Annotated in this window: 24 protein-coding genes; 16 read left to right on the top strand and 8 right to left on the bottom strand. The window is 53.7% G+C overall.

The genetic code is table 11. From position 1 onward, the window contains the following. Nucleotides 1-73 precede the first annotated feature (73 nt). The 6 genes from TU92_RS16780 to TU92_RS16755 all read left to right on the top strand — a co-directional run bounded on the left by TU92_RS16780 (nucleotide 74) and on the right by TU92_RS16755 (nucleotide 7,517). Nucleotides 74-274, top strand: a complete 201-nt coding sequence (locus tag TU92_RS16780) for a DUF2065 domain-containing protein (RefSeq protein WP_112168331.1) — start codon at nucleotides 74-76, stop codon at nucleotides 272-274. A 144-nt stretch (nucleotides 275-418) separates the two neighbouring features. Further along, nucleotides 419-1,717, top strand: a complete 1,299-nt coding sequence (locus tag TU92_RS16775) for an adenylosuccinate synthase (protein WP_112168330.1) — start codon at nucleotides 419-421, stop codon at nucleotides 1,715-1,717. A 227-nt stretch (nucleotides 1,718-1,944) separates the two neighbouring features. Further along, nucleotides 1,945-2,370, top strand: coding sequence for a nitric oxide-sensing transcriptional repressor NsrR (nsrR, locus tag TU92_RS16770; protein WP_112168329.1), 426 nt, complete (start codon nucleotides 1,945-1,947; stop codon nucleotides 2,368-2,370). Nucleotides 2,371-2,411: 41 nt separating this feature from the next. Beyond that, nucleotides 2,412-4,910 carry a ribonuclease R gene (gene rnr, locus TU92_RS16765; protein ID WP_112168328.1) on the top strand — a complete coding sequence of 833 codons (2,499 nt, stop codon included), beginning with the start codon at nucleotides 2,412-2,414 and terminating at the stop codon, nucleotides 4,908-4,910. Between the two features lie 94 nt (nucleotides 4,911-5,004). Next, nucleotides 5,005-5,748, top strand: coding sequence for a 23S rRNA (guanosine(2251)-2'-O)-methyltransferase RlmB (gene rlmB / locus TU92_RS16760; RefSeq protein ID WP_112168327.1), 744 nt, complete (start codon nucleotides 5,005-5,007; stop codon nucleotides 5,746-5,748). A gap of 137 nt (nucleotides 5,749-5,885) precedes the next feature. Further along, nucleotides 5,886-7,517, top strand: coding sequence for an isovaleryl-CoA dehydrogenase (locus TU92_RS16755; RefSeq protein WP_112168326.1), 1,632 nt, complete (start codon nucleotides 5,886-5,888; stop codon nucleotides 7,515-7,517). Between the two features lie 3 nt (nucleotides 7,518-7,520). Here the strand turns inward: TU92_RS16755 and bsmA are convergent, their stop codons facing one another. Both bsmA and TU92_RS16745 read right to left on the bottom strand, forming a co-directional pair. Continuing rightward, nucleotides 7,521-7,832, bottom strand: coding sequence for a biofilm peroxide resistance protein BsmA (gene bsmA / locus TU92_RS16750; RefSeq protein WP_112168325.1), 312 nt, complete (start codon nucleotides 7,830-7,832; stop codon nucleotides 7,521-7,523). A 95-nt stretch (nucleotides 7,833-7,927) separates the two neighbouring features. Then, entirely contained in the window at nucleotides 7,928-9,877 is a 1,950-nt protein-coding gene (locus tag TU92_RS16745) for a methyl-accepting chemotaxis protein (protein WP_112168324.1), read from the bottom strand. A 279-nt stretch (nucleotides 9,878-10,156) separates the two neighbouring features. Here TU92_RS16745 and yjfP point away from each other — a divergent pair, with 279 nt between their 5' ends. The 5 genes from yjfP to rplI all read left to right on the top strand — a co-directional run bounded on the left by yjfP (nucleotide 10,157) and on the right by rplI (nucleotide 12,497). Beyond that, nucleotides 10,157-10,906 (top strand): esterase, encoded by a 750-nt coding sequence (yjfP, locus tag TU92_RS16740; protein ID WP_112168342.1) that lies wholly within the window; start codon nucleotides 10,157-10,159, stop codon nucleotides 10,904-10,906. A 151-nt stretch (nucleotides 10,907-11,057) separates the two neighbouring features. Beyond that, nucleotides 11,058-11,450, top strand: coding sequence for a 30S ribosomal protein S6 (gene rpsF / locus TU92_RS16735; RefSeq protein WP_013573776.1), 393 nt, complete (start codon nucleotides 11,058-11,060; stop codon nucleotides 11,448-11,450). 5 nt (nucleotides 11,451-11,455) lie between these two features. After that, nucleotides 11,456-11,773: a primosomal replication protein N gene (priB, locus tag TU92_RS16730; protein WP_072158217.1), complete on the top strand. Its 318-nt coding sequence runs from the start codon at nucleotides 11,456-11,458 to the stop codon at nucleotides 11,771-11,773. A 4-nt stretch (nucleotides 11,774-11,777) separates the two neighbouring features. Beyond that, complete coding sequence (gene rpsR / locus TU92_RS16725) at nucleotides 11,778-12,005, top strand: 30S ribosomal protein S18 (RefSeq protein WP_004392491.1); 228 nt, start codon at nucleotides 11,778-11,780, stop codon at nucleotides 12,003-12,005. 39 nt (nucleotides 12,006-12,044) lie between these two features. Next, complete coding sequence (gene rplI / locus TU92_RS16720; RefSeq protein ID WP_112168323.1) at nucleotides 12,045-12,497, top strand: 50S ribosomal protein L9; 453 nt, start codon at nucleotides 12,045-12,047, stop codon at nucleotides 12,495-12,497. A 99-nt stretch (nucleotides 12,498-12,596) separates the two neighbouring features. Here rplI and TU92_RS16715 read toward each other — a convergent pair whose 3' ends face one another. Continuing rightward, nucleotides 12,597-13,304 (bottom strand): OapA family protein, encoded by a 708-nt coding sequence (locus TU92_RS16715; protein ID WP_112168322.1) that lies wholly within the window; start codon nucleotides 13,302-13,304, stop codon nucleotides 12,597-12,599. Nucleotides 13,305-13,559: 255 nt separating this feature from the next. On the opposite strand from TU92_RS16715, the gene bamJ reads away from it, so the two are divergent. Then, nucleotides 13,560-14,180: a BamJ family beta-barrel-assembly machinery protein gene (bamJ, locus tag TU92_RS16710; protein WP_112168321.1), complete on the top strand. Its 621-nt coding sequence runs from the start codon at nucleotides 13,560-13,562 to the stop codon at nucleotides 14,178-14,180. A 75-nt stretch (nucleotides 14,181-14,255) separates the two neighbouring features. Here the strand turns inward: bamJ and ytfE are convergent, their stop codons facing one another. Both ytfE and TU92_RS16700 read right to left on the bottom strand, forming a co-directional pair. Further along, nucleotides 14,256-14,921: an iron-sulfur cluster repair protein YtfE gene (gene ytfE, locus TU92_RS16705; protein WP_112168320.1), complete on the bottom strand. Its 666-nt coding sequence runs from the start codon at nucleotides 14,919-14,921 to the stop codon at nucleotides 14,256-14,258. Between the two features lie 125 nt (nucleotides 14,922-15,046). Continuing rightward, nucleotides 15,047-16,996 carry a bifunctional 2',3'-cyclic-nucleotide 2'-phosphodiesterase/3'-nucleotidase gene (locus TU92_RS16700; RefSeq protein ID WP_112168319.1) on the bottom strand — a complete coding sequence of 650 codons (1,950 nt, stop codon included), beginning with the start codon at nucleotides 16,994-16,996 and terminating at the stop codon, nucleotides 15,047-15,049. Between the two features lie 224 nt (nucleotides 16,997-17,220). Here TU92_RS16700 and cysQ point away from each other — a divergent pair, with 224 nt between their 5' ends. Then, nucleotides 17,221-17,967 carry a 3'(2'),5'-bisphosphate nucleotidase CysQ gene (gene cysQ, locus TU92_RS16695; RefSeq protein ID WP_112168318.1) on the top strand — a complete coding sequence of 249 codons (747 nt, stop codon included), beginning with the start codon at nucleotides 17,221-17,223 and terminating at the stop codon, nucleotides 17,965-17,967. A gap of 53 nt (nucleotides 17,968-18,020) precedes the next feature. Here the strand turns inward: cysQ and TU92_RS16690 are convergent, their stop codons facing one another. Next, nucleotides 18,021-18,578, bottom strand: a complete 558-nt coding sequence (locus tag TU92_RS16690; RefSeq protein WP_112168317.1) for a YtfJ family protein — start codon at nucleotides 18,576-18,578, stop codon at nucleotides 18,021-18,023. Between the two features lie 312 nt (nucleotides 18,579-18,890). Between TU92_RS16690 and TU92_RS16685 the strand changes: the two genes are divergently transcribed. After that, on the top strand, nucleotides 18,891-19,097 hold the full coding sequence (locus TU92_RS16685; protein WP_056782464.1) for a DUF1107 domain-containing protein: 207 nt from the start codon (nucleotides 18,891-18,893) through the stop codon (nucleotides 19,095-19,097). A gap of 111 nt (nucleotides 19,098-19,208) precedes the next feature. On the opposite strand, the gene paeA is transcribed toward TU92_RS16685, so the two are convergent. Continuing rightward, a complete protein-coding gene (gene paeA / locus TU92_RS16680) occupies nucleotides 19,209-20,564 on the bottom strand; it encodes a polyamine export protein PaeA (protein WP_112168316.1) in 1,356 nt (451 codons plus the stop codon). 241 nt (nucleotides 20,565-20,805) lie between these two features. Then, on the bottom strand, nucleotides 20,806-21,441 hold the full coding sequence (gene msrA, locus TU92_RS16675) for a peptide-methionine (S)-S-oxide reductase MsrA (RefSeq protein ID WP_112168341.1): 636 nt from the start codon (nucleotides 21,439-21,441) through the stop codon (nucleotides 20,806-20,808). 314 nt (nucleotides 21,442-21,755) lie between these two features. Here msrA and tamA point away from each other — a divergent pair, with 314 nt between their 5' ends. Then, nucleotides 21,756-23,435, top strand: a complete 1,680-nt coding sequence (gene tamA / locus TU92_RS16670) for an autotransporter assembly complex protein TamA (protein WP_274611822.1) — start codon at nucleotides 21,756-21,758, stop codon at nucleotides 23,433-23,435. After that, a partial coding sequence (gene tamB / locus TU92_RS16665; RefSeq protein ID WP_112168314.1) for an autotransporter assembly complex protein TamB occupies nucleotides 23,432-26,055 on the top strand: 2,624 nt, incomplete at its 3' end. The genes tamA and tamB, both read left to right, overlap by 4 nt.

Below are 26,055 nucleotides of genomic sequence, written 5' to 3'. Positions count from 1 at the left end.
GCCCTGAGGGGCCTTTTGTCTTTTTTAAAACCCTTCTGTTTTTTCTCAAGGGAAGCACAGAGACACTCTGAACATGAATTCGACAATTTTGCTGGCGCTGGCATTAGTTTTGGTTCTTGAAGGCCTGGGCCCGATGGTTTATCCAAAATCATGGAGAAAAATGATCCTGGCTTTAGCAAATCTTCCGGACGCGGTTTTACGCCGTTTTGGCGGGGCACTTGTGGTTGCAGGCTTCGTAATTTACTACATGTTGCGTACGCATCTCGGTGGCTGAGCTTTTGTTACATGTCAGGTGTCACGTCTGCCCGAGACCGGTAGCACGCAATTGAAATTTTTCCCGCAAACGTATGCTAAAAGTACTGGAAAGCACAGAATGAGATGTTAGAATCCTTTTTTAAGCAACCTGGTGATTCTTGAGATGGGTAAGAACGTCGTCGTACTCGGCACTCAATGGGGTGATGAAGGGAAAGGCAAGGTCGTAGACCTGCTTACTGAACGGGCTAAATATGTTGTGCGCTATCAGGGCGGTCACAACGCCGGTCACACTCTGGTTATCAACGGTGAAAAAACCGTTCTTCATTTAATTCCTTCTGGCATTCTGCGTGAAAATGTCACCAGCATCATCGGTAACGGTGTTGTTCTGGCGCCTGACGCCTTAATGAAAGAAATGGGCGAACTTGAAGCTCGTGGCATCCCTGTACGCGAACGTCTGTTACTCTCTGAAGCCTGCCCGCTGATCCTGCCTTACCATGTCGCCTTAGACATGGCGCGTGAAAAAGCGCGTGGCGATAAAGCTATCGGCACCACCGGTCGCGGTATCGGCCCGGCTTATGAAGATAAAGTTGCCCGTCGCGGTCTGCGCGTTGGCGATCTCTTTAACAAAGATACTTTCGCTATCAAGCTGAAAGAAATCATCGATTATCATAACTTCCAGCTGGTCAACTACTACAAAGTCGAAGCCGTTGATTTCGAGAAAACGTTGCAAGATGTCATGGCTATCGCCGACATTCTGACGGCAATGGTAGTTGATGTGTCTGAGCTGCTGGATGGCGCGCGTAAGCGTGGCGATCTGATCATGTTCGAAGGCGCGCAGGGTACGCTTCTGGACATCGACCACGGTACCTATCCGTACGTAACCTCTTCCAACACCACCGCAGGCGGCGTCGCTACCGGTTCTGGTATTGGTCCACGTTACGTCGATTATGTACTGGGTATCGTAAAAGCCTATTCCACCCGTGTAGGTGCAGGTCCGTTCCCAACAGAACTGTTCGACGAAACCGGCGAGTTCCTGCGTAAGCAAGGTAACGAGTTCGGCGCGACCACCGGTCGTAGCCGTCGTTGCGGCTGGCTGGACATCGTTGCTGTGCGTCGTTCTGTGCAGATCAACTCCCTGTCTGGTTTCTGTCTGACCAAACTGGACGTGCTTGACGGTCTGAAAGAAGTGAAGTTGTGTATTGGTTACCGTATGCCTGATGGCCGCGAAATGACCACAACACCGCTGGCAGCAGAAGGCTGGGAAGGTATCGAGCCAATCTACGAAATCATGCCAGGCTGGACAGAAACCACCTTTGGTGTGAAACAGGTCGAGAAACTGCCACAGGCAGCACTGAACTACATCAAGCGTATCGAAGAGCTGACCGAAGTACCGGTTGATATCATCTCGACAGGCCCTGATCGTAGCGAAACCATGATTCTGCGTGACCCGTTTGACGCATAACAGCCTGAGCTGATTGTGTAAAAACGTCATAACCGGGCTAATTTGCCCGGTTTATTTTTTTCTGCCTGTCTGCGCTTGTTTACTTCCCATAAAGCATCCACTATTTAAATGATTAGCCGCAAACTTGCTGGCTGGTTTATCATCATTGTGTTTTCTTAAAAAAATCAATTTTTCCCTTAATCTTCATTGATGTGGAAAGAACGGGTAAAAACTACCCAGAGGTATGTGTGCAGTTAACGAGTTTCACTGATTATGGTTTGAGAGCGTTGATTTATATGGCGTCGTTGCCTGACGATCAGATGACCAACATTTCGCAGGTCACCGAGGTTTACGGTGTGTCGCGTAACCACATGGTGAAAATCATAAATCAGTTAAGTCGTGCAGGTCTGGTGACCGCCGTTCGCGGAAAGAATGGTGGCATAAAGCTGGGTAAACCGGCACAGACAATCCGCATTGGCGATGTGGTTCGCGAACTCGAGCCGCTTTCACTGGTCAACTGTGACAGTGACTTTTGTCATATCACGCCCGCATGCCGGCTAAAACATGTCCTGCACACTGCTGTAGAACATTTTCTTGATGAGCTGAATCAGTACACTCTGGCCGATATGGTCAAAGATAACTCGCCGCTCTACAAATTATTGCTTGTTGAATGAAAGACTTTCAACAAACTGCTGATGGCAACGGAGGAACCGCTATGTCAAAAGATCCATTCCTGGAACGAGAAGCAGAAAAATACGAATCACCTATTCCCAGTCGTGAATTTATTCTCGAACACCTCGCGAAACGTGAAACACCTGCCAGCCGTGAAGAAATCGGTAACGAACTGAACCTGTCCGGCGAAGAATCGCTGGAAGCCCTGCGCCGTCGTCTGCGTGCGATGGAGCGTGATGGCCAGCTGGTCTTCACACGCCGCCAGTGCTACGCGCTGCCGGAACGCCTGGATTTACTCAAAGGTACGGTGATTGGTCATCGTGATGGTTACGGCTTCCTGCGCCTTGAAGGCGTGAAGAAAGACGACGTTTACCTTTCTGCTGAACAAATGAAAATGTGTATCCACGGTGACGTGGTATTAGCACAGCCGGTCGGAACCGACCGTAAAGGCCGCCGTGAAGCGCGCATCGTGCGTGTCCTGGTGCCGAAAATGAGCCAGATCGTAGGCCGGTACTTTACTGACGCTGGCGCCGGTTTTGTAGTGCCCGATGACAGCCGCCTGAGCTTCGATATCCTGATCCCAGCCGACGCTATTAACGGTGCGCGCATGGGCTATATGGTCGTGGTCGAGCTGACTCAGCGTCCGACCCGCCGTACCAAAGCGGTCGGTAAAATTGTCGAAGTGCTGGGCGATAAAATGGGCACCAGCATGGCGGTCGATATCGCACTGCGCACCCATGAGATCCCGCACGTCTGGCCGCCACAGGTGCTGAAACAGGTCGAAGACCTGAGCGAACAGGTGCCGGAAGAAGCGAAAAAAGGCCGCGTCGATTTACGCAGTCTGCCGCTGGTCACCATTGATGGTGAAGACGCACGCGACTTCGATGACGCCGTGTACTGTGAGAAAAAACGCGGTGGTGGATGGCGCCTGTGGGTGGCTATCGCCGACGTGAGTTATTACGTGCGTCACGGCACCGCGCTGGATGACGAAGCGCGCAGCCGCGCCACGTCCGTGTATTTCCCGTCGCAGGTTGTTCCGATGCTGCCGGAAGTGCTGTCCAACGGCCTGTGCTCCCTGAATCCGCAGGTGGACCGTCTGTGTATGGTCTGCGAGATGACCATTTCTGCGCAAGGTAAGCTGACCAGCTCCAAATTCTACGAAGCGGTGATGAGTTCCCACGCCCGTCTGACCTACAACAAAGTCTGGCGCATCATTGATGGTGACGAAGAGCTGCGTGAGCAATATTCTCCGCTGGTTAAGCATCTGCAAGAATTGCACACCATGTACAAAATGCTCGATCAGGCACGTGCAGAACGTGGCGGTATCGCTTTCGAAACGGAAGAAGCGAAGTTCATCTTCAACGCTGAACGCCGTATCGAACGTGTCGAACCGACCGTACGTAACGACGCACACAAACTGATTGAAGAGTGCATGATCCTCGCGAACATCGCGGCGGCGCGTTTTGTTGAAAAACATAATGAACCTGCGCTGTTCCGTGTGCATGACCGTCCAAGCGATGACCATATCTCCGCGCTGCGCAGCGTACTGGGCGAGTTAGGTCTGGTGATGGGCGGTGGCCTGAAACCTGATCCGAAAGATTACGCTCAGATTATGGATGAACTGGCGGGGCGTCCTGACCGCGAAATGCTGCAAACTATGTTGCTGCGTTCGATGAAACAGGCGATTTATGACCCGGAAAACCGCGGTCACTTCGGTCTGGCGCTGCCGTCCTACGGGCACTTTACGTCACCGATTCGTCGTTATCCGGATCTGGCACTGCACCGCGCCATCAAGTACCTGTTGGCGAAAGAGCACGGTACACTGAAAGATCGCTGGACGCCGACCGGCGGCTGGCACAGTGATTATGAAGACATGCTGCAACTGGGCGAGCATTGTTCGATGGCAGAACGCCGTGCGGACGAAGCTACCCGCAACGTGGCTGACTGGCTGAAATGCGACTTTATGCAGGATCACGTCGGTGAAGTCTTTACCGGCACCATCGCCAGCGTAACCGGTTTCGGTTTCTTCGTGCGTCTCAACGATCTGTTCATCGACGGTCTGGTCCACGTTTCCTCTCTGGACAACGACTACTACCGTTATGACAACATCGGACAGCGTCTGGTGGGCGAATCTTCAGGTGCGGTTTACCGCCTGGGTGACACGGTGGAAATCCGCGTTGAAGCCGTTCACATGGACGAGCGTAAAATCGATTTCGCTCTGGTCTCCAGCACCCGCAAGGCGCGCGGTGAAGGTAAAACAGCGCGCGATCGCGAGAAGAAAGGCGGGGAGCGCACTATGCGTTCTACCGCACCTGCTAATGCAGGTCGACGCCGTACAGGCAAAAAAGGCGCTAACTTCGAGCCGGACAGCGCATTCCGCAAAGACGACGCGAAGCCTGCAAAGCCGAAGAAAGAAAAAGCGGTGAGCGCAGTGGGCAAAGACGGTAAGCCGAAGAAAGCCAAAAAGCCTTCTGATAAAACGGCGAAAATTGCTGCGGCGACCCGATCTAAACGCGCTAAGAAAAAGTCAGTAGAAAGCTAAGCCTGACGGGCGATTCTTCTATGATAGAATCGCCCGCAATCCTTCGTTAAATTGCGGACAGCATGCTGTCCGCAAGTCTATTTTAAAGAGCATCATGAGCGAAATTATCTACGGTATTCATTCCGTTAAAGCCTTACTCGACAACGATCCGCAGCGCTTTCTGGAAGTCTTTATTCTGAAAGGCCGTGACGACAAACGTCTGAAGCCGTTGATCGACGAGCTGGAAGCCAGCGGCATTGTGATCCAGGTGGCCAACCGCCAGTGGCTGGATGAGAAATCCGAAGGTGCCGTGCATCAGGGGATCATTGCCCGTGTGCGCGAAGGTCGTCAGTATCAGGAAAACGATTTGCCTGCGCTGCTGGAAAGCCTCGAATCTCCGTTCCTGCTGGTGCTGGACGGCGTGACCGACCCGCATAACCTTGGCGCATGTTTGCGTACTGCCGATGCCGCCGGTGTCCATGCTGTGATTGTTCCGCGTGACCGCTCCGCCAAACTGAACGCGACGGCGAAAAAAGTCGCCAGCGGTGCAGCGGAAAACGTACCGTTGATCAACGTGACCAATCTCGCACGCACGTTACGTGTGTTGCAGGAGCACAATGTCTGGATCGTCGGGACGGCGGGCGAAGCCGATCACAATCTTTATCAGAGCAAAATGACCGGCCCGATGGCGCTGGTGATGGGCGCGGAAGGCGAAGGTATGCGCCGTCTGACCCGTGAACATTGCGACGAGCTGATCAGCATTCCTATGGCCGGCAGCGTGTCTTCACTGAACGTCTCCGTCGCGACCGGCGTTTGCCTGTTTGAAGCCGTGCGCCAGCGCGGTCTGAAGAAGAGCTGAGTTCAGTTTTCTTCACCCTTGTCTAAAACGGGAGCCTCAGGGCTCCCGTTTGCATTCCTGTCTTTGTGATCTGTCCACCTGTTAATTCCCCCATTTTTACCATACTGATGCCATGTCCTTTTATAAGGGAGCAGGCGATGAACTGGGAAACACACCGGGTTTTCAATCAACCCAAACCGCTGAGTAACAGCAATTTATTTCTCTCCGATACTCCGTTGCGAGAGGCTTTGTCACGGCAACAGGCCGGATGGGACGCCGACGTGCTGGCCTCTCTGGGGCAGCAGTTAGGTTCTGCAGAATCAATAGAGCTTGGCCGACTGGCCAATGCCAATCCGCCCGATCTTTTGCGCTACGACGCCATGGGTGAACGCCTGGACGATGTGCGTTTCCACCCGGCGTGGCATTTGCTGATGCAGGGACTGATTGCCAACCGCGTACATAATCTGCCGTGGCAGGAAGATGCCCGCATCGGTTCGGCAGTCGCGCGCGCGGCAAGGTTTATTCTCCACGCCCAGGTGGAAGCCGGGACGTTATGCCCGGTGACCATGACCTTCGGAGCAATCCCGCTGCTGCAAAAATATCTGCCCGCAGAGTTCCGGGGCTGGCTGAAACCGCTGATGTCCGACCGTTACGACCCGCATTTGCAGTCCGGCGATCAGAAGAAAGGCGTGCTGATTGGCATGGGTATGACCGAGAAGCAGGGCGGTTCGGATGTGCTGAGCAACACCACGCGGGCTGCCGCGCTGGAAGGTCGCGGCAGCGGCAAACCCTATCATCTGGTCGGACATAAATGGTTTTTCTCGGTGCCCCAAAGCGACGCACATCTGGTGCTGGCGCAGGCCGAGGGCGGGCTGTCGTGCTTCTTTCTGCCGCGAGTATTGCCAGACGGCGAACGTAACGCCGTGCGCATCGAACGGCTCAAGGACAAGCTCGGCAACCGCTCCAACGCCAGCAGCGAAGTGGAGTTTCAGAATGCCACTGGCTGGTTGCTGGGTGAAGAGGGTGAGGGCATCCGCCACATCCTGAAGATGGGCGGTCATACGCGTTTCGACTGCGCGCTGGGCAGCCATGCGATGATGCGCCGGGCGCTCTCGGTGGCGTTGTATCATGCGTTTCAGCGTCAGGTATTCGGTAAGCCACTGATCGAACAACCGCTGATGCGTCAGACGCTGAGCCGCATGGCGCTGCATCTCGAAGGGCAGACGATGCTACTGATGCGTCTCGCGGCGGCGTCGGGTGCGCAGGATAACCCGACGGAGCAGTTGCTGTGCCGGTTGCTGACGCCTGCCGCCAAGTTCGAAGTGTGCCGTCAGGGTATCCCGTTTGTGGCGGAGGCGATGGAAGTGCTGGGCGGGATTGGGTATTGCGAAGACAGCGAGCTGCCGCGTTTGTACCGTGAAATGCCCGTCAACAGCATCTGGGAGGGTTCTGGCAACATTATGTGTCTCGATGTACTGCGAACGCTCAGGAAGCTGCCAGCCAGCGTAGAGCTCTTGCAACAGGCTCTGCATCAGGCGCGTGGCCAGAATCGGGTATTTGATCGCGCCGCCCGTCAGTTTCTGCAACGCCTGCGCACGCCGGAAGAAGCACAGGGGCGCTGGCTGACCGGGCAGTTGTTTAATTTGCTGGCGGCGACGCAAATGCTGGAATTCGCTTCGCCGCCGATGGCGGACGCATGGTGCCGGATGGTGCTGGACCCGCGGGGTGAGACGCTGCTGCCGGAACGGTTGTGTCAGTTGCTGATCAACCGTGCCATCGGCGCAGAGTAAGGTTTAACGGTACAGCGTGGCCTGTGAATACCAACGCCCCGGCACAATGGTTTCGCTGTTAAACATGATCACGTAATACCGCGCACCCGCCGCATCGGCTTTGCGCTGGATTTCCGCTTCGGCGTCCATCGGGCTGCCAATCACGTCCGCAGTAATGCTGCCGATTTTGGTCAGCGTAGAGGTTTGAGCGCGGGTGACTTCCTGCGCTTTTTCCGTCGGCGCGGGCGGCGGGACGGGGGTGGTTTGCATCAGATTACTGCAACCGCTCAGTGCCGCCAGTATCAGCAGCGCAGCAGGGATTCGGAGGGATTTCATCGTGATATCCGGTAAAAGGGTAATACACAGAGTGTAGTCTTTTCCCCGGTGTGCTGGCGAGTCTGCGCGGCGTTTATTGCCGCGCGACTCACGTCTTAACGTTGTGAAATCTTAAATACGCTGACCAGTTGTGAAAGATGACGCCCTTGCTCGCTCAGCGCGGCGGCCGTTTGCTGTGAGTTTTCCACCAGCGTGGCATTCTCCTGCGTCGCTTTACCGATCTGCATAATGGCGATGTTCACCTGCGAAATACCTGCTGACTGCTCATGCGAGGCGATATCAATATCGCTCATCAGCACTTTCACCTGACGGATCCCCTGGAGAATATTGCTCATGTTTGCCTGTGTTTTGGCGGCGCTCTTGTGGCCGTCTTCCACTTTGCTCAGGGAATCTGCCACCAGATTTTCGATCTCTTTCACCGCATTCGAACTGCGTTGCGCCAGTGCCCGGACTTCGGCGGCAACCACGGCGAAGCCACGGCCATGCTCACCCGCGCGGGCGGCTTCAACGGCAGCATTCAGTGCCAGAATATTGGTCTGGAAGGCAATGCCTTCAATGACCGTCGTGATGTCCGCAATACGCGTTGAAGCGTGTTTGATGGCTTCCATACTTTCAACGGACTGATCGACCGCCTCGGAGCCGACCGTCGCCGCAGTGTCCGTTTGCTGCACCAGCTGCGTCGCCTGCGTGGAGTTATCCGCCGTGTTCTGAACCGTGGCGGTGATCTGCTCCATGCTGGCCGACGTTTCTTCCAGACTGCTGGCCTGCGTACCAATCTGCTGATTGATCCGATCACTGTCTGAGGAGAGCGCCTGCGTGTTGTGCATGATTTCAGAAGAGACCAGACGCACTTCGCCGACGATTTTCTCCAGCCCGTGGCCGATGCCGTCAATGGCGTGCATCAGTGCGCCAATCTCATCAACGCGTTGCGTCTCGGCGCGTGCGCGCAAATCGCCGCTGGCATACTGCTGGGCGATATAAACTACGTCGCTGAGCGGGCGGCTGACCAGTTTGCGCGTCAGCCAGATAAACAGCGCCGCAAAGCACGCCAGTGCCAGCAGGCTTATCATCAGGAAATGATTACGCGTGCGGGTCACTTGTTCCATCAGGCTGTCTTTGTCCGTGGTGCCGACCACCACCCAATGCCAGGCGGGCACATTGGCATACACAATAAATTGCTGATGCTGACGGGTGGCATCGGTGTACTCGCGTTCGCCGCGTGACTGCGACATCACCTGATCCAGCACGCCTTCCGGCCATGCCGGTGTTTTCCCTTCGTCGGTCGCATGAACCAGATATTTCCCCAGATCCTTGCCGGGTGCGCTATTGAGCACAAAAAAAGAACCCTGCTCGCCGATGCGTTTCGACAGGATTTTCGCGCGCATATCGGCGTATTCTGCGGTGATATCAATACCGACAAACAGAATCCCAATCACGCTACCCTGTGCATCACGCACCGGCTGATATTTGGTGATGTATTTTTTACCAAACAGCGTGGCCAGCCCGCTGAAAGAATCACCGGCCATGATTTTGGTATAAGCCGGACTGGTGTTATCGAGCAGCGTGCCGATGGCACGGGTGCCGTCCTGCTTTTTGAGGGAAGTGGTAACGCGGATGAAATCGTCGCCACGGCGAGCGAACACGGTGGAAATCGCGCCGGTCCGTGCCAGAAAATCGTCGGGAATTTTGCTGTCAAGATTCAGCGGATTACCGCCGGCTTTGATGACCGGTGCAGATTGTTCGCCGACCATGACCGGACTGGCAGTATCGAGCTCAAAATTTTCTGGCAGGAAATGGCTGAACAACCGCGTATAGCTGTCCACTTCGGCATTCAGGCTGGCGTTATACATTTCAATCATGTCGACCACGCCGGTCACCTGTTCGGAAATGGCGTTCACCGCCAGTTCATTCACCTGTTTTCCGGCGGAATGGGTCAGTGACAGCGTGAAAATAATAAATAATGTCCCGACTAGCAGGGAGGCGATGGTGGCGAGTTTCGCGCCTATGCTCCATCGACGAAATGAGCGTTTTGATGCCGTTTTCATGGGGTTTTCCGTTAGCTTTTGATAGCGCACTAACGGCGTAAAATCGGAAAGGATTAATGATCAAATGTAACTACTTATTTCAATAAAAATTGATCTGAATCAAAGAAATAATATTGAAACTATGAATTTGAATTAAGGTAAAACCGCCAGGTTCAGTACGCTTTATATAACCGGTTATAAATCATACGAAAAAGGTCTGGTCGCCCGGTTTCCTGCCAGTAAAATGAAAAAACAGACTCAAGTGGCTTTCTTTTCCAGCATGCGCAAATGGGGTATCAGATGGTTGAGATGTATGAAGAAAATATTGAAGGGATCCAGGTCATCCACGCGGTGCCTGCCGGACAATATCAGCAGCAGCTCCCGACGATTTTTTTCTACCACGGCTTTTTATCCTCAAAAGAGATCTACTCCTATTTTGGCTATACGCTGGCAAAGGCCGGTTTTCGCGTGATCTTGCCCGATGCGCTCATGCACGGTGCCCGCGCCGAAAGTGACCAGGCAAAATGTGTGGCGCACTTCTGGCGCATATTGCAAAACAACGTGGAAGAACTGGCGGTGCTGAAGGACGTGTTTGTCGGACGCGGTCTGGCGGACCCGGCTCGCCTTGGCGTCGGTGGCGTATCAATGGGTGGCATGACAACCATGGCCGCGCTGGTGAAATTCCCGTGGGTAAAAGTGGCGGCGAACCTGATGGGCTCGGGCTATTTCTCGCGTTTATCACATCACCTTTTCCCGGCCTGCACCGCCGGTGACAGCGCACAGCGCGAAGTTTTTGAGCGCGAAGCTGCGCCATTACTGAGCCTCGATATCACCGGAAAAGCGGCATTAATTGCCGATAAACCCCTGTTTGTCTGGCATGGCGAGCAGGATGACGTGGTGCCGTTTGGCGAAAGTTTACGGTTGCAACAGGAACTGGCGGGCAGCGGCGCAGACAGCCATTTGACGTTCATTTCTGAGTCCGAAGCCAAACATAAAGTGACGGTGCATGCGCTTGCAGAAGCCACCGCATTCTTCGCGCAAAAGCTGTAGAGAAATTAATCTGTCTTTCTCCTTGAGTTTCGGCGGGGCTGTACATATAATTCCCCGTCATTTTTTCGACCGCACACATAACACGTTCCTTGCTTCCATGGGCCGCGGTTGACCCTGACAGGAGGCTGAATAATCCGTAAGGAGCAATTCTATGCGTCATTACGAAATCGTATTTATGGTACACCCTGACCAAAGCGAACAGGTTCCGGGCATGATCGAGCGTTACAGTGCAGTAATCACTAACGCTGCTGGTCAGATTCACCGTCTGGAAGACTGGGGCCGCCGTCAACTGGCTTACCCGATCAACAAACTGCACAAAGCTCACTACGTTCTGCTGAACGTTGAAGCCCCGCAGGAAGCGATCGATGAGCTGGAAACAAACTTCCGCTTCAACGACGCCGTTATCCGTAGCATGGTTATGCGTACTAAACACGCGGTAACTGAAGCATCTCCAATGGTTAAAGCGAAAGACGAACGTCGTGATCGTCGTGAAGATTTCGCTGAAGCTAATGATGATGCTGAAGCTGGGGATTCTGAAGAGTAATTGCCGTGACGGCGAATCGTCTGGTGTTGTCCGGCACAGTGTGCAAGACCCCCATTCGTAAAGTCAGTCCTTCGGGCATTCCTCACTGTCAGTTCGTGCTAGAGCATCGCTCGCAGCAGCAGGAGGCCGGATTTAACCGACAAACATGGTGCAGAATGCCTGTGGTTGTCAGTGGACAAGCGTCACAAGCATTAACTCACAGTATAACGGTCGGCACGCAACTCACTGTTTCTGGTTTCATTAGTTGCCATCAAGGGCGCAATGGACTGAACAAAGTGGTGTTACATGCCGAGCAGATTGAATTGATAGATTCTGGAGACTAGCCTAATGGCACGTTATTTCCGTCGTCGCAAGTTCTGCCGTTTCACCGCGGAAGGCGTTGTAGAGATTGATTACAAAGATATCGCTACGCTGAAAAACTACGTTACCGAAAGCGGTAAAATTGTCCCGAGCCGTATTACCGGTACTCGTGCAAAATACCAGCGTCAGCTCGCTCGTTGTATCAAGCGCGCTCGCTACCTTTCTTTGTTGCCATATACTGATCGTCATCAGTAATAGGCCACTGTCCATAAACGACTTTGAGAGGTTAAGGTAATGCAAGTTATTCTGCTTGATAAAGTAGCAAACCTGGGCAGCCTGGGTGATCAAGTTAACGTTAAAGCGGGCTACGCTCGTAACTTCCTGGTACCACAGGGCAAAGCTGTTCCTGCTACCAAGAAAAACGTTGAGTTCTTCGAAGCACGTCGTGCAGAACTGGAAGCCAAACTGGCTGACGTTCTGAACGCTGCTGAAGCTCGTGCAACTAAAATCAACGAACTGGGTTCAGTCACCATCGCGTCTAAATCAGGCGACGAAGGCAAACTGTTCGGCTCTATCGGTACTCGCGATATTGCTGATGCAGTGACTGCAGCTGGCGTTGAAGTTGCAAAAAGCGAAGTTCGTTTGCCGAATGGCGTTCTGCGTACCACTGGTGAACACGAAGTTGAGTTCCAGGTACACAGCGACGTATTCGCTAAACTGAATGTCGTTGTGGTTCCAGAAGCGTAATAACGCAGAAGGTAACCCTGAAACGCCGGCCCTGTGCCGGCGTTTTGCATTTCTGCGTCAGGGAAAATGTTTTATCAGAGAGGGACTCTGGCAGGCGTATCAGTTTTCGCGCTGGAAGCTGCCGTCCGACTGACGGACAAACGTTACGGTAACGTTCTGTTCGGTCGTGACCTGTAACGCTTTCACGACTCCTTGCGCATCGCGCTGAATCTTCACTTCCTGTCCGGTTTTCAACGTACTCAGCGGTTTCTCCGCGCCTTCTACCCGCGCCATCGAAAACACATCGTTAACGGCCATATTGTTATCGCGGAACAGCTGCGCCAACGTCTGACCTGACTGCACCTGATAACTACGCCATGTGGCACTGGTGTCGTTCGCCTGTGGCTGAACAGGTTCAGGCTGTGCCATCTGTGTGGTACGGCCCTGATCGTTACGCAAATCGGCCTGCATCGGAATGCTTGTCGGCTGTTGCGGTTGCGAAGGAGCGTAAGTATTTTCCGGCGTATACGGCCATAGCAGGGCGATAAGGATCACCAGCACGCTGATGATAATGCCGCGACGATGGGCATAAGGCAGTGGCGACATCCAGTGGAAGCCGTCGCTCAGGTGCCAGATTTTGCTCAACAGCATTTTGCTTTTGGAGGCAGCAGAAGGGTTCGTCTCGGGTTGCCCGGTCGTTTCTTCGCTTTCGCTGTCACTCTGCGCTGTCGTGTCTCGCATTGGCCTTTTCATAATGGCAATCCAGGATCTCAACATGGGTTGATAAATACGGATGGCTTTCCTTCTCCTGGGCGGGATTCTGCCCATGACGACCTCTCTTGTTAACTGTCGCATTTTCGACTGTCTGTTGCTGCCTAGTATAGCCGTTTAACTGCTTGATGCGGAAAGGGACAAAGCATAAATATCATTCAAACGATGGCCTGGATGGCGACAAAAGCGAAAAATTTATCGAAAAGTGGAATGAACTGCGTCCGCCGTCATGTTGCCTCAGAGAGGATTTTACCCAAAAGCTCTGCACTGCTATGCTGCGCGTTCGACATTTTTAAGAGCTAAGGAAAATTCATGACTACCCCTTCATTTGACAGCGTAGAAGCGCAGGCAAGTTACGGTATCGGCCTGCAGGTCGGTCAACAGTTGCAGGAATCAGGTTTGCAGGGCTTAGAGCCTGATGCACTGCTGGCAGGCTTACGTGACGCGCTGGAAGGGAACACGCCAGCCGTTCCTGTAGACGTGGTTCACCGTGCACTGCGCGAAGTCCACGAACGTGCTGACTCTGTCCGTCGTGAACGTCAGGAAGCACTGGCCGTTCAGGGTCAGGAATTCCTGGCTCAGAACGCACAGCGCGAAGGCGTGAGCAGCACCGAGTCCGGCCTGCAATTCTCTGTGATTACTCAGGGCGAAGGTACCATCCCAGGCCGTCAGGATCGCGTACGCGTTCATTACACCGGTAAACTGATCGACGGTACCGTGTTCGACAGCTCGGTGCAGCGCGGCGAACCGGCTGAATTCCCGGTTAACGGCGTGATCGCAGGCTGGATCGAAGCCCTGACCCTGATGCCGGTCGGCTCCAAGTGGGAGCTGTACATCCCTCATAACCTCGCTTACGGCGAGCGTGGCGCGGGTGCGTCCATCCCTCCTTACAGCGCACTGATCTTTGAAGTTGAGCTGCTGGAAATTCTGTAATTCCCGACGGAACACAGAAATGAAAAGGGCGCAAATGCGCCCTTTTTTACGTCCGGAGTTTATGGCAACGCCGGTTTATTCGCCGCGCAATGCCCGCGGGAACAACAGGTTATTTTCAAGATGGATGTGTTCCATCAGGTCGGTGATGAATTCATTGATCCCGGCATACAGCGCACGCCACGTCACACAGGCACCTTCCGGCGGGGTCACGTTATCGGTCAGACGTTTGATCTCTTCGAGGATCTCACCCGCATCATCATGCTCACGTTCCATGACAGATATCGGACCGGCCGCCTGACGTCCCATTCCGTCGCGGATCATCGGGAACAAAATCTGCTCCTCCTTCATCATATGGCTGGTCAGTTCGTCGAGGATCATTTGCAACTGGACCGCAAGACCGTGCGGGCAGGGCGCTTTATCGCCGTGAACGCGTTCGACTTTTTCTGCCATCAGTACCAGTTCAGGTAGATCCTGACGGTGCCTGTCGTGATAGCGCGGGATGATGAAATCGATGATTTGCGCCAGCGGCGCTGCTTTCCAGTCTGCCGAGGTATCCGGCTGCTGAGCAATTTCAGCCAGTTGTTGCTCGATAAGATCGATATCCAGATCCTTTTTGGTCACGGCGCGCAGCAAAGTTTGTTTGCCCCCGCAGCAGAAATCCAGATCGTATTGACGAAATAAACGGGTGGCGCGGGGAATGGCAACTGCCAGAGCACCAAGGGGTTGGTCGCGATAGTCCATGATGAAGCCTCGTTAAATGATGAAATCTTATAACATGCATTATAAATACATGTTTAAAGCGAAGCTATAGCTCAAAGGAAGTACAGGAGAAAAAAACGCCCCGGACGGGGCGTTGGAGAAGGGGCTTATTTCTGCAAATCGACCTGATAAATTTCAAAGCCGATGGCATCCGTTCCTTTAGCCGTTAGCGGATACTGAGCGTGAGATTTAATAAAGGCCGCCGCTTTGTCACCCGGTGAAGTTTCGAAGCGAATATCCAGCGGTTGCGAAGCCTTAACAGGCGCAAGTTTCCAGTTGTTATCGGCAGTTGGCGTCACTGCGCCGTGCTTTTTAGTTTCAGCGCTGATATATGCCGCGACCACGGAACGGTTTTCATCCGGCGACGCAAAGGCGATATGCTTGTCGCCAGTGCCAGCGAATTTCCCACCGTACGCACGGTAGTTATTGGTCGCGACCAGGAAGGTGGCTTTCAGATCAATCGGCTTACCGTTGTAGGTCAGGTTTTTAATACGTTCGGCATCTTTGTTGATGAGCGTACATTCACCGTCGTACTTCGCCGGCTGGCTGACATCAATCTGATAGTTCACGCCGTCGATCACGTCGAAGTTATAGGTGCGGAAACCATCCCAGTTGATCAGCGACTGCGGTTTGGTGCTGTTTACATCTATTTGATTGAACTGACCGGCTGAGCATTCCAGCCAGTCTTTCACTTCCTGGCCACTGACTTTCATGACCACCAGCGTGTTCGGATAAAGATACAAATCCGCCGCGTTACGGAACGTCAGATCGCCTTTTTCCACTTCAACAAAACTGGCCGGATCGTTTTTACGTCCGCCGACTTTAAACGGTGCCGCGGCCGACAGCACCGGCAGGCCCGCGAGATCCGGATCGCCCTGAATGAAGTGTTCGGTGTAGGCTTTCTGCGCATTGTTAACGATCTGCACCGTAGGATCGTCCTGCACCAGCGCCAGATAGCTGTACATGTTATCGGTCGATTTCCCGATCGGTTTACTGACGAATTCGCGCGTTGCGTCATGGGACGGCGCGAGCACTTTCACCAGATCCTGGTCTTCCGGTGCCAGCGATTTCTTCTGCTCTTTGTCGTAAATAGGCCGTGCTTCGGCTTTGGCCGTTTCAACTTTCCAGCTGCCGTTGTCGTTATTCAGCACCATATCGACCACGCCCAGATGATCGCCCCACATGCCCGGCATCACGGCTGGAATGCCATTCAGGGTGCCCTGTTTGATGTCCGCGCCTTTGATGCTGGCAAATTCTTCGCTCGGGAAGACCGCGTGGGCATGGCCGAACATGATGGCGTCGATGCCTTTCACTTCGCTCAGATAATAGACTGAGTTTTCCGCCATAGTTTTATAGGGATCACCGGACAGGCCGGAGTGCGGAATGGCGATAATGATGTCAGCACCCTGTTTGCGCATTTCCGGGATCCACTTTTTGGCGGTCTCGGTGATGTCCGCAACGGTCACTTTGCCTTGCAGGTTGGCCTTGTCCCAGACCATGATTTGCGGCGGTACAAAGCCGATATAGCCGATGCGCAGATTATGGGTTTTACCCTCGCGGTCTTTTACAGCGTTATCGGTGATGAGGAACGGCGTGAACAACGGTTTACCGGTTTTATCGTCGATGACGTTGGCATTCACATAGGGGAATTTCGCCCCCGCCAGCGCTTTCTTCAGATAATCCAGCCCGTAGTTGAATTCGTGATTGCCCAGGTTGCCGACGGCATAATCGAGCGTATTCATCGCCAGATACACCGGATGCACATCGCCCTTTTTCAGTCCTTTCGCCGCCATGTAATCGCCCAGCGGACTGCCCTGAATGATATCGCCATTGTCGACGAGGACGGAGTTAGTTACTTCGTTACGCGCCGCTTGGATCAGGCTGGCGGTGCGCACCAGTCCAAATTTCTCGGTCGGTTTATCTTTGTAATAGTCGAAGTCCATCATGTTGCTGTGCAGATCCGTGGTTTCCATGATGCGCAGATCCACCTGTGACGCGTACGCCGGTAATGCGACCAGCGTTGCCAACAGGGATAACGTCAGATGACGCTTATTCATTGCCTTGCCTCCAGAGAAAGGGTGATGCCCGGAATAGAAAAACCGGATATGTATCTCAAAATTCGCTGAGAATGTAATCAGTTGTCATAAATAAATGTGAGATGTAACACCTTTTATGACGGCGTGACGCGGCGTAAGTGACAGGCTGATAACATTCCGGGATGGCTATTACGGACAAAAAAAACTAGGCTTGAACAATGAGAGTGAATGCATCGAGGGTGAAAATGTTAGAGCAAATTTGTCAGCTGGCGCGCGATGCAGGCGATGCCATTATGGCGGTGTATGACGGCGAACAGCCGCTCGACGCCCGTCAGAAAAAAGATGATTCACCGGTGACCGCAGCAGATATTGCCGCGCATGACGTGATCAAAGCCGGTCTGCAAAAACTGGATCCACAGACGCCGATGTTGTCGGAGGAAGATCCGCAAAGCTGGAGCGAGCGTCAGGGCTGGACGCGGTACTGGCTGGTCGATCCGCTGGATGGCACCAAAGAGTTCCTCAAGCGTAATGGCGAATTCACTGTGAATATTGCGCTTATCGAAGATGGCGTGCCGGTGCTGGGCGTGGTGTATGTGCCGGTGACCAAAGTGATGTACAGCGCGGCGGAAGGCAAAGCCTGGAAAGAAGATCAGGGTGAGCGCCGTCAGATTAACGTCAGTGAAGCGCATCCGCCGTTGGTGGTGGTGAGCCGTTCGCATTATGACAACGATCAGGAACTGAAAGATTATCTGGCGCAACTCGGTGAACATCAGACGATTGCCGTAGGTTCTTCGCTGAAATTCTGTCTGGTGGCAGAAGGTTCTGCACAGCTTTATCCGCGCTTCGGGCCGACCAATATTTGGGATACCGGTGCCGGGCATGCGGTAGCGATTGCTGCGGGTGCCAAGGTGAATGACTGGACCGGGCAGACCTTGCTGTATACGCCGCGTGAATCCTTCCTCAATCCGGGTTTTCGGGTTTCGTTGTTCTAAACCCTGCCTGAAAAATGCAAATCCCGGCGTTAAAGCCGGGATTTTTTATGCCACTATTCTTTGACCAGATGATCCACCAGCGTAATCACCTGCTGCACTTCCTGCGGTGAAAGCTGCCCGTCTTTGGCGAATTTAATTACGCCGTTTTTATCCAGCACCGCCACCGCCGAGCTTTCCGGCTGCAGCTGCCACGCCTTTTTCACCACACCATTGCTGTCGACAATGATCTGCGACCACGGGAATTCCCGCTTGCCGCTTTCAATGCTTTTACGCACGAACAGACTGGTGCCGATAATGGCATCGTCAATGTTGACGATGGTCGTCGTCTGGTAACGATCATGCGGTAAATTCGCCGCCTTGATGGCTTCAATCAGGGGTTCATTCAGTGCTTTAGCACTGTTTCTTCCCGCCATATGCTGCACGATACGCACTTTTCCCGGCAGTCTGGCGCTGTTCCATTTGGTGTAGCTGAACGTGTCGTTGACGTCGTTCAGTTCGCCTTTGTCATCGACGCCGACGGGTGCCACGCGCTGGCCGAGGGTGAAGTTATGGGCCGATGCAAAAAGCGAAAATGTCATAAAACTGATCACACACAGACTTCTTAGAAGCATACATTCTCCGGGGCACAAAAGGGCAGACTCGCCAAGCATAGGATCGCTTAAGTGGTCTGTCCTGTTGAGTTGTTAAATTTGTGTTGCTGGTTACAAAATTGACACATAAAGCAGGGTTATACTGCCATCCAGTGTCAGGGATTAAGACAATACTGAAAAGCAATGTAAAAGCAGTTAAATACACTGGCAATACCTGAGTGCCCTGCTATGTTATATGTCTCATCACTGCAATTGTTCCTTTTTCTGTTCCGGTATCTGTCGCCTTGCGACGTGGCCGGCGCATGCAGTGATTTAACGGAGAAAAGTAGAAAAATGAGAATCTTCCAGCGTTACAATCCGATGAAAGTCGCGAAGTACGTCAAGACATTGTTCCGTGGACGTTTGTATATCAAAGACGTCGGCGCTTTTGAGTTTGACCAAGGCAAAATTCTGCTGCCAAAGGTTCGTGATAAGCGCCACTTTAGCGTGATGTCTGAAGTTAACCGTCAGGTTACGCATTTGCAGACAGAAATGGGTTAAACGCCCCGCGCGTAGTCGCTGATGCCCACCTGGCGCAGCAGGCGCAAAAAAACGCCCCTCTGAAAGGGGCCGTTCGTGTTTCTGGCATTCGGAAAGTGCACGGTTACACCGTTATGACTGCGCCTGCGCTTTCTTCTCGTCTTTGATTTCCTGCGGCGTCTTCGGCAGCAGAGGCGCAACGGGCTGATCGACAATGCGGGTCACCAGCAGCTGATCAATCTTGTAGCTGTCGATATCGACCACTTCAAATTTATAGCCGGAGAATTTCACAAAATCCGTACGCTTAGGGATTTTACGCAGCATGAACATCATGAAACCGCCGATGGTTTCATAGTTACCCGCCTGCGGGAACGCTTCGATATGCAGCACGCGCATCACATCTTCGATCGGCGTACCGCCTTCAATCAGCCAGGAATGCTCGTCACGCGCCACAATCTGCTCTTCCATGCCCTGACCCACTAAATCGCCCATCAGCGTCGTCATCACGTCGTTGAGCGTGATAATGCCGACCACCAGCGCGTATTCGTTGAGGATCACCGCGAAGTCTTCTCCGGCGGCTTTAAAGCTTTCCAGCGCTTCGGACAGCGTCAGGGTATCCGGCACGATCAGGGCGTTGCGGATCTGTACGCCGCTGCTCAGCATTAAACTCTGATTGCCCAGCACGCGGTTCAGTAAGTCTTTCGAATCCACGTAGCCCACGACCTGATCAATATGACCGTCACAGACCAGGAATTTTGAGTGCGGATGCGTCGAAATTTTCTCTTTAATGCTCTCTTCGCTTTCGCGCAGATCGAAGAAAATGACGCTCTCACGCGAAGTCATCGATGACGGCACGGTGCGTGATTCCAGCTCGAACACGTTTTCAATCAGCTCATGTTCCTGCTTACGCAACACCCCGGCCAACGCGCCAGCTTCCACGACGGCATAAATGTCGTCAGAGGTGATGTCGTCGTTACGCACCATCGGCAATTTGAACAGGCGAAAAATCATGTTCGCCATTCCGTTGAAGAACCATACCATCGGGCGGCACACCAACAGGCAGAAACGCATCGGGTTGACTATACGGACCGCAACCGATTCAGGTGAAATCATACCGATGCGCTTCGGAGTGAGGTCAGCGAACAGAATAAACAGACTGGTGACCAGCACGAAGGAGCAGATAAAGCTGATTTGATCCGCCATTTCTGGCGACATGAAACGAATAAAGAAGGACTGGAACGCTGGGGAGAATGCGGCATCGCCGACAATACCACCGAGGATGGCGACGGCATTCAGGCCAATCTGTACCACGGTGAAGAACAGGCCAGGGGTTTCCTGTAGTTTCATTACGCGGGAGGCATTGACGTTTCCTTCGTCTGCCAACTGTTTAAGTTTTATCTTACGGGAAGCGGCCAGCGATATCTCTGAAAGCGAGAAAAAGGCACTGATCGCGATAAGTAAAAGAATCAGTAAAATACTGTTTAACATAATCTATCCGTTTAACACCGGTGTGAACCGGCAGGGAAAGGCACTCATTATTTTTGCTGCTTATTGATGACTCAGCTCAACGTCATTTTAATCTCTGATTAAAAGTCGGTTCAGAAGAAAGAAGCATTAAGGATGAAAAAAACAAAGATAATTGCCAGAAATAGTTTTAATGGGCCACATTTGTGACCCGCATAGTATAGCAGCAGCACTGAGACCGCCGCCAGCGCTTAAAAATCCCGCATTATTGCGGTGGCAAACAGACGCCAATTCCGCCTAAACCGCAGTAACCTTCCGGATTTTTAAACAGATATTGCTGATGATCGTCTTCTGCATAATAGAACGGCAGGGCTTCGCTGATTTCAGTGGTGATGGTGCGTTTGTCGTTCGCGTCGTCCATCGCCTGCTGGAAACTCGCCAGACTGGCCAGCGCCTGATCCTGTTGCTCTGCGCTCAGCACATATAACGCCGAACGATACTGTGTGCCGATATCGCCGCCCTGACGCATGCCTTGTGCCGGGTCATGATTCTCCCAGAAAATCTGCAACAGCCTGGCATAGCTGATAACCGAAGGATCAAAGACCACGCGCACCACTTCCGCATGGCCGGTCTGGCCGGTGCAGACTTCACGGTAAGTCGGGTTCGGGGTGAAACCGCCGCTGTAACCGGCTGCCGTACTGTGAACACCTTCCAGTTGCCAGAACAGGCGCTCTACGCCCCAGAAGCATCCCATCGCAAAAACCGCGACTTCCATATTGTCAGGAACATACGTCATCGAATGACCATTCACGGCGTGAGTCGTTGCCACTGGCATCGGTGTTGTACGGCCAGGTAACGCATCTTCTTGATTTACTACATGCGTTTTGTCGGAAAGTTGCACCACGGGAGACTCCATTTGTTGCATTAGTGAACAAAATTAGTAACAGAGATTAATGACCAACGGGTCACTCTTAGTTGTATCTGATTGCGTCTTTGCACACAATACGGGGAACGTTGCGCCGTCGTTGAACATTTTCACTGGATTGGCACTAAACTGCCTTCATCAGACATTAAAAGCTGAATCTGCCAAAGATGGGCAGATTTTCTCCGGCGGGCATCTGAAATTTTAACAGGACAGCAAAATTAGCAGGAGTGCGTGTGCCACGATATCGTGAACTGGGTTTGTTATGTGTACTGCTCGCCCCCTCACTTTCCATGGCAGCGAAAGTACGTTTGCAGCTGGAAGGCCTGGATGGCGATTTGGAAAAAAACGTTCGCGTGCGTTTGTCTTCTATCGAAAGCGATGAAGTCGGGGCGACGGGTCGGTTTCGTGCGCGCGTCAGCGCCGCCATTGAGCAAGGTCTGCGGCCGCTGGGCTATTATTCGCCGACGATCGATTTCGATTACCGTGAGACACCCCCGCCGGGACGTCCGGTACTGATTGCAAAAGTGACGCCGGGTACACCGGTCAAAATTGCCGGGACGACAGTGGTTATCACCGGGCAGGCAGATAAAGATAACGAATTCGAAAAACTGAAAGAAACGCAGGTTCCTGCCGTGGGCACCATTCTCAACCACGGCACCTACGAACACTTTAAAAGTTCCCTTACCGGTGTGGCACTGCGCAAAGGATACTTTGACGCCAACATGCTGAAAAGCCAGCTGGGCGTCATCGAAGATGAACATAAAGCGTTCTGGGATATCCAGTTTGACAGCGGCGAGCGTTATCGCTTCGGCGACGTGCATTATCAGGGTTCGCAGATCCGCGATGATTACCTGCAAAATCTGGTGCCGTTCCACAAGGGTGATTACTACACCTCCGCGCAGCTGGCTGAGCTGAACCGCCGCCTGTCTGCCACCGGCTGGTTCAACTCCGTCGTGGTTTCACCTGATTTTACCGATGCCAAAGCCAGTAAAACCTTGCCGCTGAATGCGCTGGTGTCACCGCGTACCGAAAATACTATCGAAACCGGTGTCGGGTATTCCACAGACATTGGCCCGCGCGTCACGGCCAACTGGAAAAAGCCGTGGGTCAACGATCGCGGCCACAGCTTTGAAACCTCGACCACGCTTTCCGGTCCGGAACAGTCTTTAGATCTGAGTTATAAAATTCCGCTGCTGAAATCCCCGCTCGAGCAATATTATTTAGTGCAGGGCGGTTTCAAGCGCGAAGACCTCAACGATACCAATTCAGATTCCACCACCGTCAATCTGGCGCGCTACTGGGATCTCTCCAGTGGCTGGCAGCACGCGGTGAATCTGCGCTGGAGCCTTGACCACTTTACACAGGGCAGTGTCACCAACACCACGATGCTGCTTTATCCGGGCGTCAGCCTCAACCGTACGCGTCAGCGTGGCGGCCTGATGCCGACCTGGGGGGATTCCCAACGGTATTCTCTGGATGTCTCCGATACGACCTGGGGATCTGACGTCGATTTCGCCGTCGTTCAGGCGCAGAACGTCTGGATCCGCACGCTGGAAGACAAACACCGGTTCGTCCTGCGCGGCAATCTGGGCTGGATCGAAACTAATGATTTCGAACGTGTGCCGCCGTCCTTGCGCTTCTTCGCCGGTGGCGACCGCAGTATTCGCGGGTACAAATACAAATCCATTTCTCCGCGCGACGATGAAGGCAAACTCACCGGTGCGTCCTATCTGGGTACCGGCTCACTGGAATATCAGTACAACGTGACCGGAAAATGGTGGGGCGCGGTGTTCGTCGATTCCGGCGAAGCGGTGAATGACATCACGCAAAACGATTTCAAAACCGGCGCCGGTGTGGGTGTGCGCTGGGCTTCACCGATCGGCCCGGTGAAACTGGATGTCGCCGCACCTGTCGGCGACAAAGATGAGCATGGATTGCAGTTTTACATCGGTTTAGGTCCGGAATTATGAGTTTATTTAAGAAAATCTGCCTGGGATTCCTGATCTTCCTGGTGCTGCTAATCGGCCTGGTGGCCTTCCTGGTCGGTACGCAAACCGGCCTGCATCTGATGATCAACGGCGCTAACCGTTTTGTACCGGGGCTGAATATCGCCAGTACCGAAGGCGGATGGCGTGATCTGACGCTCAAAGGCGTGCACTACGAAATGCCGGGTGTGGATGTGAAAGCCGGAGAGTTTCATCTCTCTGTCGATTTCTCCTGCCTGAAAAACAGTGCGCTGTGCGTCAATGCGTTGCGGGTTAAAGACGTCAATGTGGTGGTGAACACCAAAGAGATGACGCCCGCACAGCCGCAACCGGAACCCGAAAACAGCGAGCCGCTGACCAACCTCAGCACGCCGTATCCGATTACGCTGCGCGTGCTGACGCTCGAGAATATCAACGTCACGCTGGATGACCGCGCGATTTCTCTGGCGTCGTTTCGCACCGGCGCGCATTGGGAAGGGCGCGCAATTCAGCTGATGCCAACCCAAATCGGCGGATTACTGATCGCACTGCCGAAAACACCGGTCAACCCGTTACCGGATGTGGTGCAGGCCGCGCAGGATAAAGCGGTGGAGAAAGCCACCGGCAAACCGGCCGAACCTGTTGCCGTAGTGCCAGAGAAGCCACTGGGTGAGACGTTGCAGGAGTTGTTCGCCAAACCGCTGTTGCCTGAGTTACCTGATTTCCGGTTGCCGGTCGATCTGGATATTCAGCAAATCACTGCTGAAAACTTACGCCTGACCGGCGATACCGACGTGCTGATCACCCGTTTCGAACTGAAAGCCAGTACCCAGGATCAGCTTGTTAAGCTCGATAAGTTGATGATCCGTTCGCCGCAGGGCTCGCTGGACGGGATCGGGCAGGCGACGCTGAATCAAAACTGGCCGGTGGACATGACCATCAATACCGCCGTGAACGTCGATCCGGTCAAAGGTGAAAAGATCAAACTCAAGGTCGCGGGCGGTCTGCGCGACAAACTGGACGTCGGCCTGAATCTTTCCGGCCCGGTGCGTGCGCAGCTTACGCTGCAAACTCAGCTGGCGGAGGCCGGTTTACCCGTCGAACTCAAACTCAGCAGCGACGCCTTACAGTGGCCGCTGGCCGGTACGCCGCAGTATCAGGTCAAAAACTTCAAGCTGAACTTCAGCGGTAAAGCGACGGATTATGCGCTGTCCCTGCGCTCCGATTTTAAAGGCGACCAGATACCGCCTGCCACGTTGACGCTGGACGGTAAGGGTAACGTTGAGCAGTTCAGGCTGACGCTGCTGCGTCTGGCGGCGCTGGAGGGGAATACTGACCTGACCGGCGTGGTGGACTGGAGTAAAGCCATTAGCTGGAACAGCGAACTGAAGCTGACCGGTATTAACACCGCCAAACAATGGCCGGACTGGCCTGCGAAATTACAGGGGAAAATCGCCACACGCGGCAGCCTCTACGGCGGCACCTGGCAGGTACAGGTGCCGGTACTGGAGCTGAACGGCAACGTCAAACAAAACGCCGTCAAAGCGCAGGGCAATTTGCGCGGGAACAGTTACGGGCAGTGGGATATTCCGCAGCTGCATCTTGAACTGGGCCGCAATAATCTGGATGTGAAAGGCAAACTCAGCGATACCTGGGATCTGGACGCCAAAGTCGATGCGCCGCACCTCGACGGCGCACTGCCGGGGCTGGGCGGCGTGGCGAAAGGGATGCTGCAACTGCGCGGGGACCTTAAGGCGCCGAAGTTGCTGGCTGACCTGACGGCGACCGGTCTGAAATGGCAGGCGCTGACCATCCGTCGTGTGGATGTAAAAGGTGACGTCAGTTCCACCGACCAGATTCAGGGCAATCTTGCGGTACGCATTCAGCAGCTTAAACAGGATGCGCTGAATATCACTGATATCAATCTGGACGCCAAAGGCAACGAGAAGCAGCATCAGCTGACGCTCAAGGTCGATGGCAAACCGGTCTCCGGGCGTTTGGCGCTGAGCGGCAGTTTTGACCGCGCGACAGAAGAATGGAAAGGTAACATCACCAATACATTGTTCGATACGCCGGTCGGCGAATGGCGTCTTAACCGGTCTATCGCGCTGGATTATTTCAACAAAGAGCAACGCATCACCGTCGGCCCGCACTGCTGGCAAAATCCGAACGCCAGTCTGTGCGTCCCGAAAACCATTGATGCCGGTGCCAGCGGGCAGGCGAGCGTGGTGCTCAACCGCTTTGATCTGGCGATGGTCAAACCCTTCCTGACCGATGATACGCGGCTCAGCGGTGTCTTCAGCGGCAAGGCTGACGTGAGCTGGAAAGCCGACGGCGGATTGCCGCAGGCCAGCGTTTCGCTTGTCGGTAAAGGCGTGAAGGTGCAGCAACTGGTGCAGGGGAGTCCGCTGCCCATTGCATTTGATACGCTGAATTTGAATGCCGGGCTAAACAATGGACGCGCGACGCTCGACTGGCTGATCCGCATCGCCAACAACGGCCAGCTGGATGGCAACATTCAGATTGCCGATCCGCAGGGCAAACGCAATCTCAGCGGTAACGTCAATATCACCCGCATCTCGATGGCGCTGTTGCAACCGGCACTGATGGACGGCGAGAAAGCCTC

The sequence above is a fragment of the Rahnella inusitata genome, from assembly GCF_003263515.1.
Classification (GTDB): domain Bacteria; phylum Pseudomonadota; class Gammaproteobacteria; order Enterobacterales; family Enterobacteriaceae; genus Rahnella; species Rahnella inusitata.
This window is presented reverse-complemented; position numbering and strand designations above follow the sequence as displayed.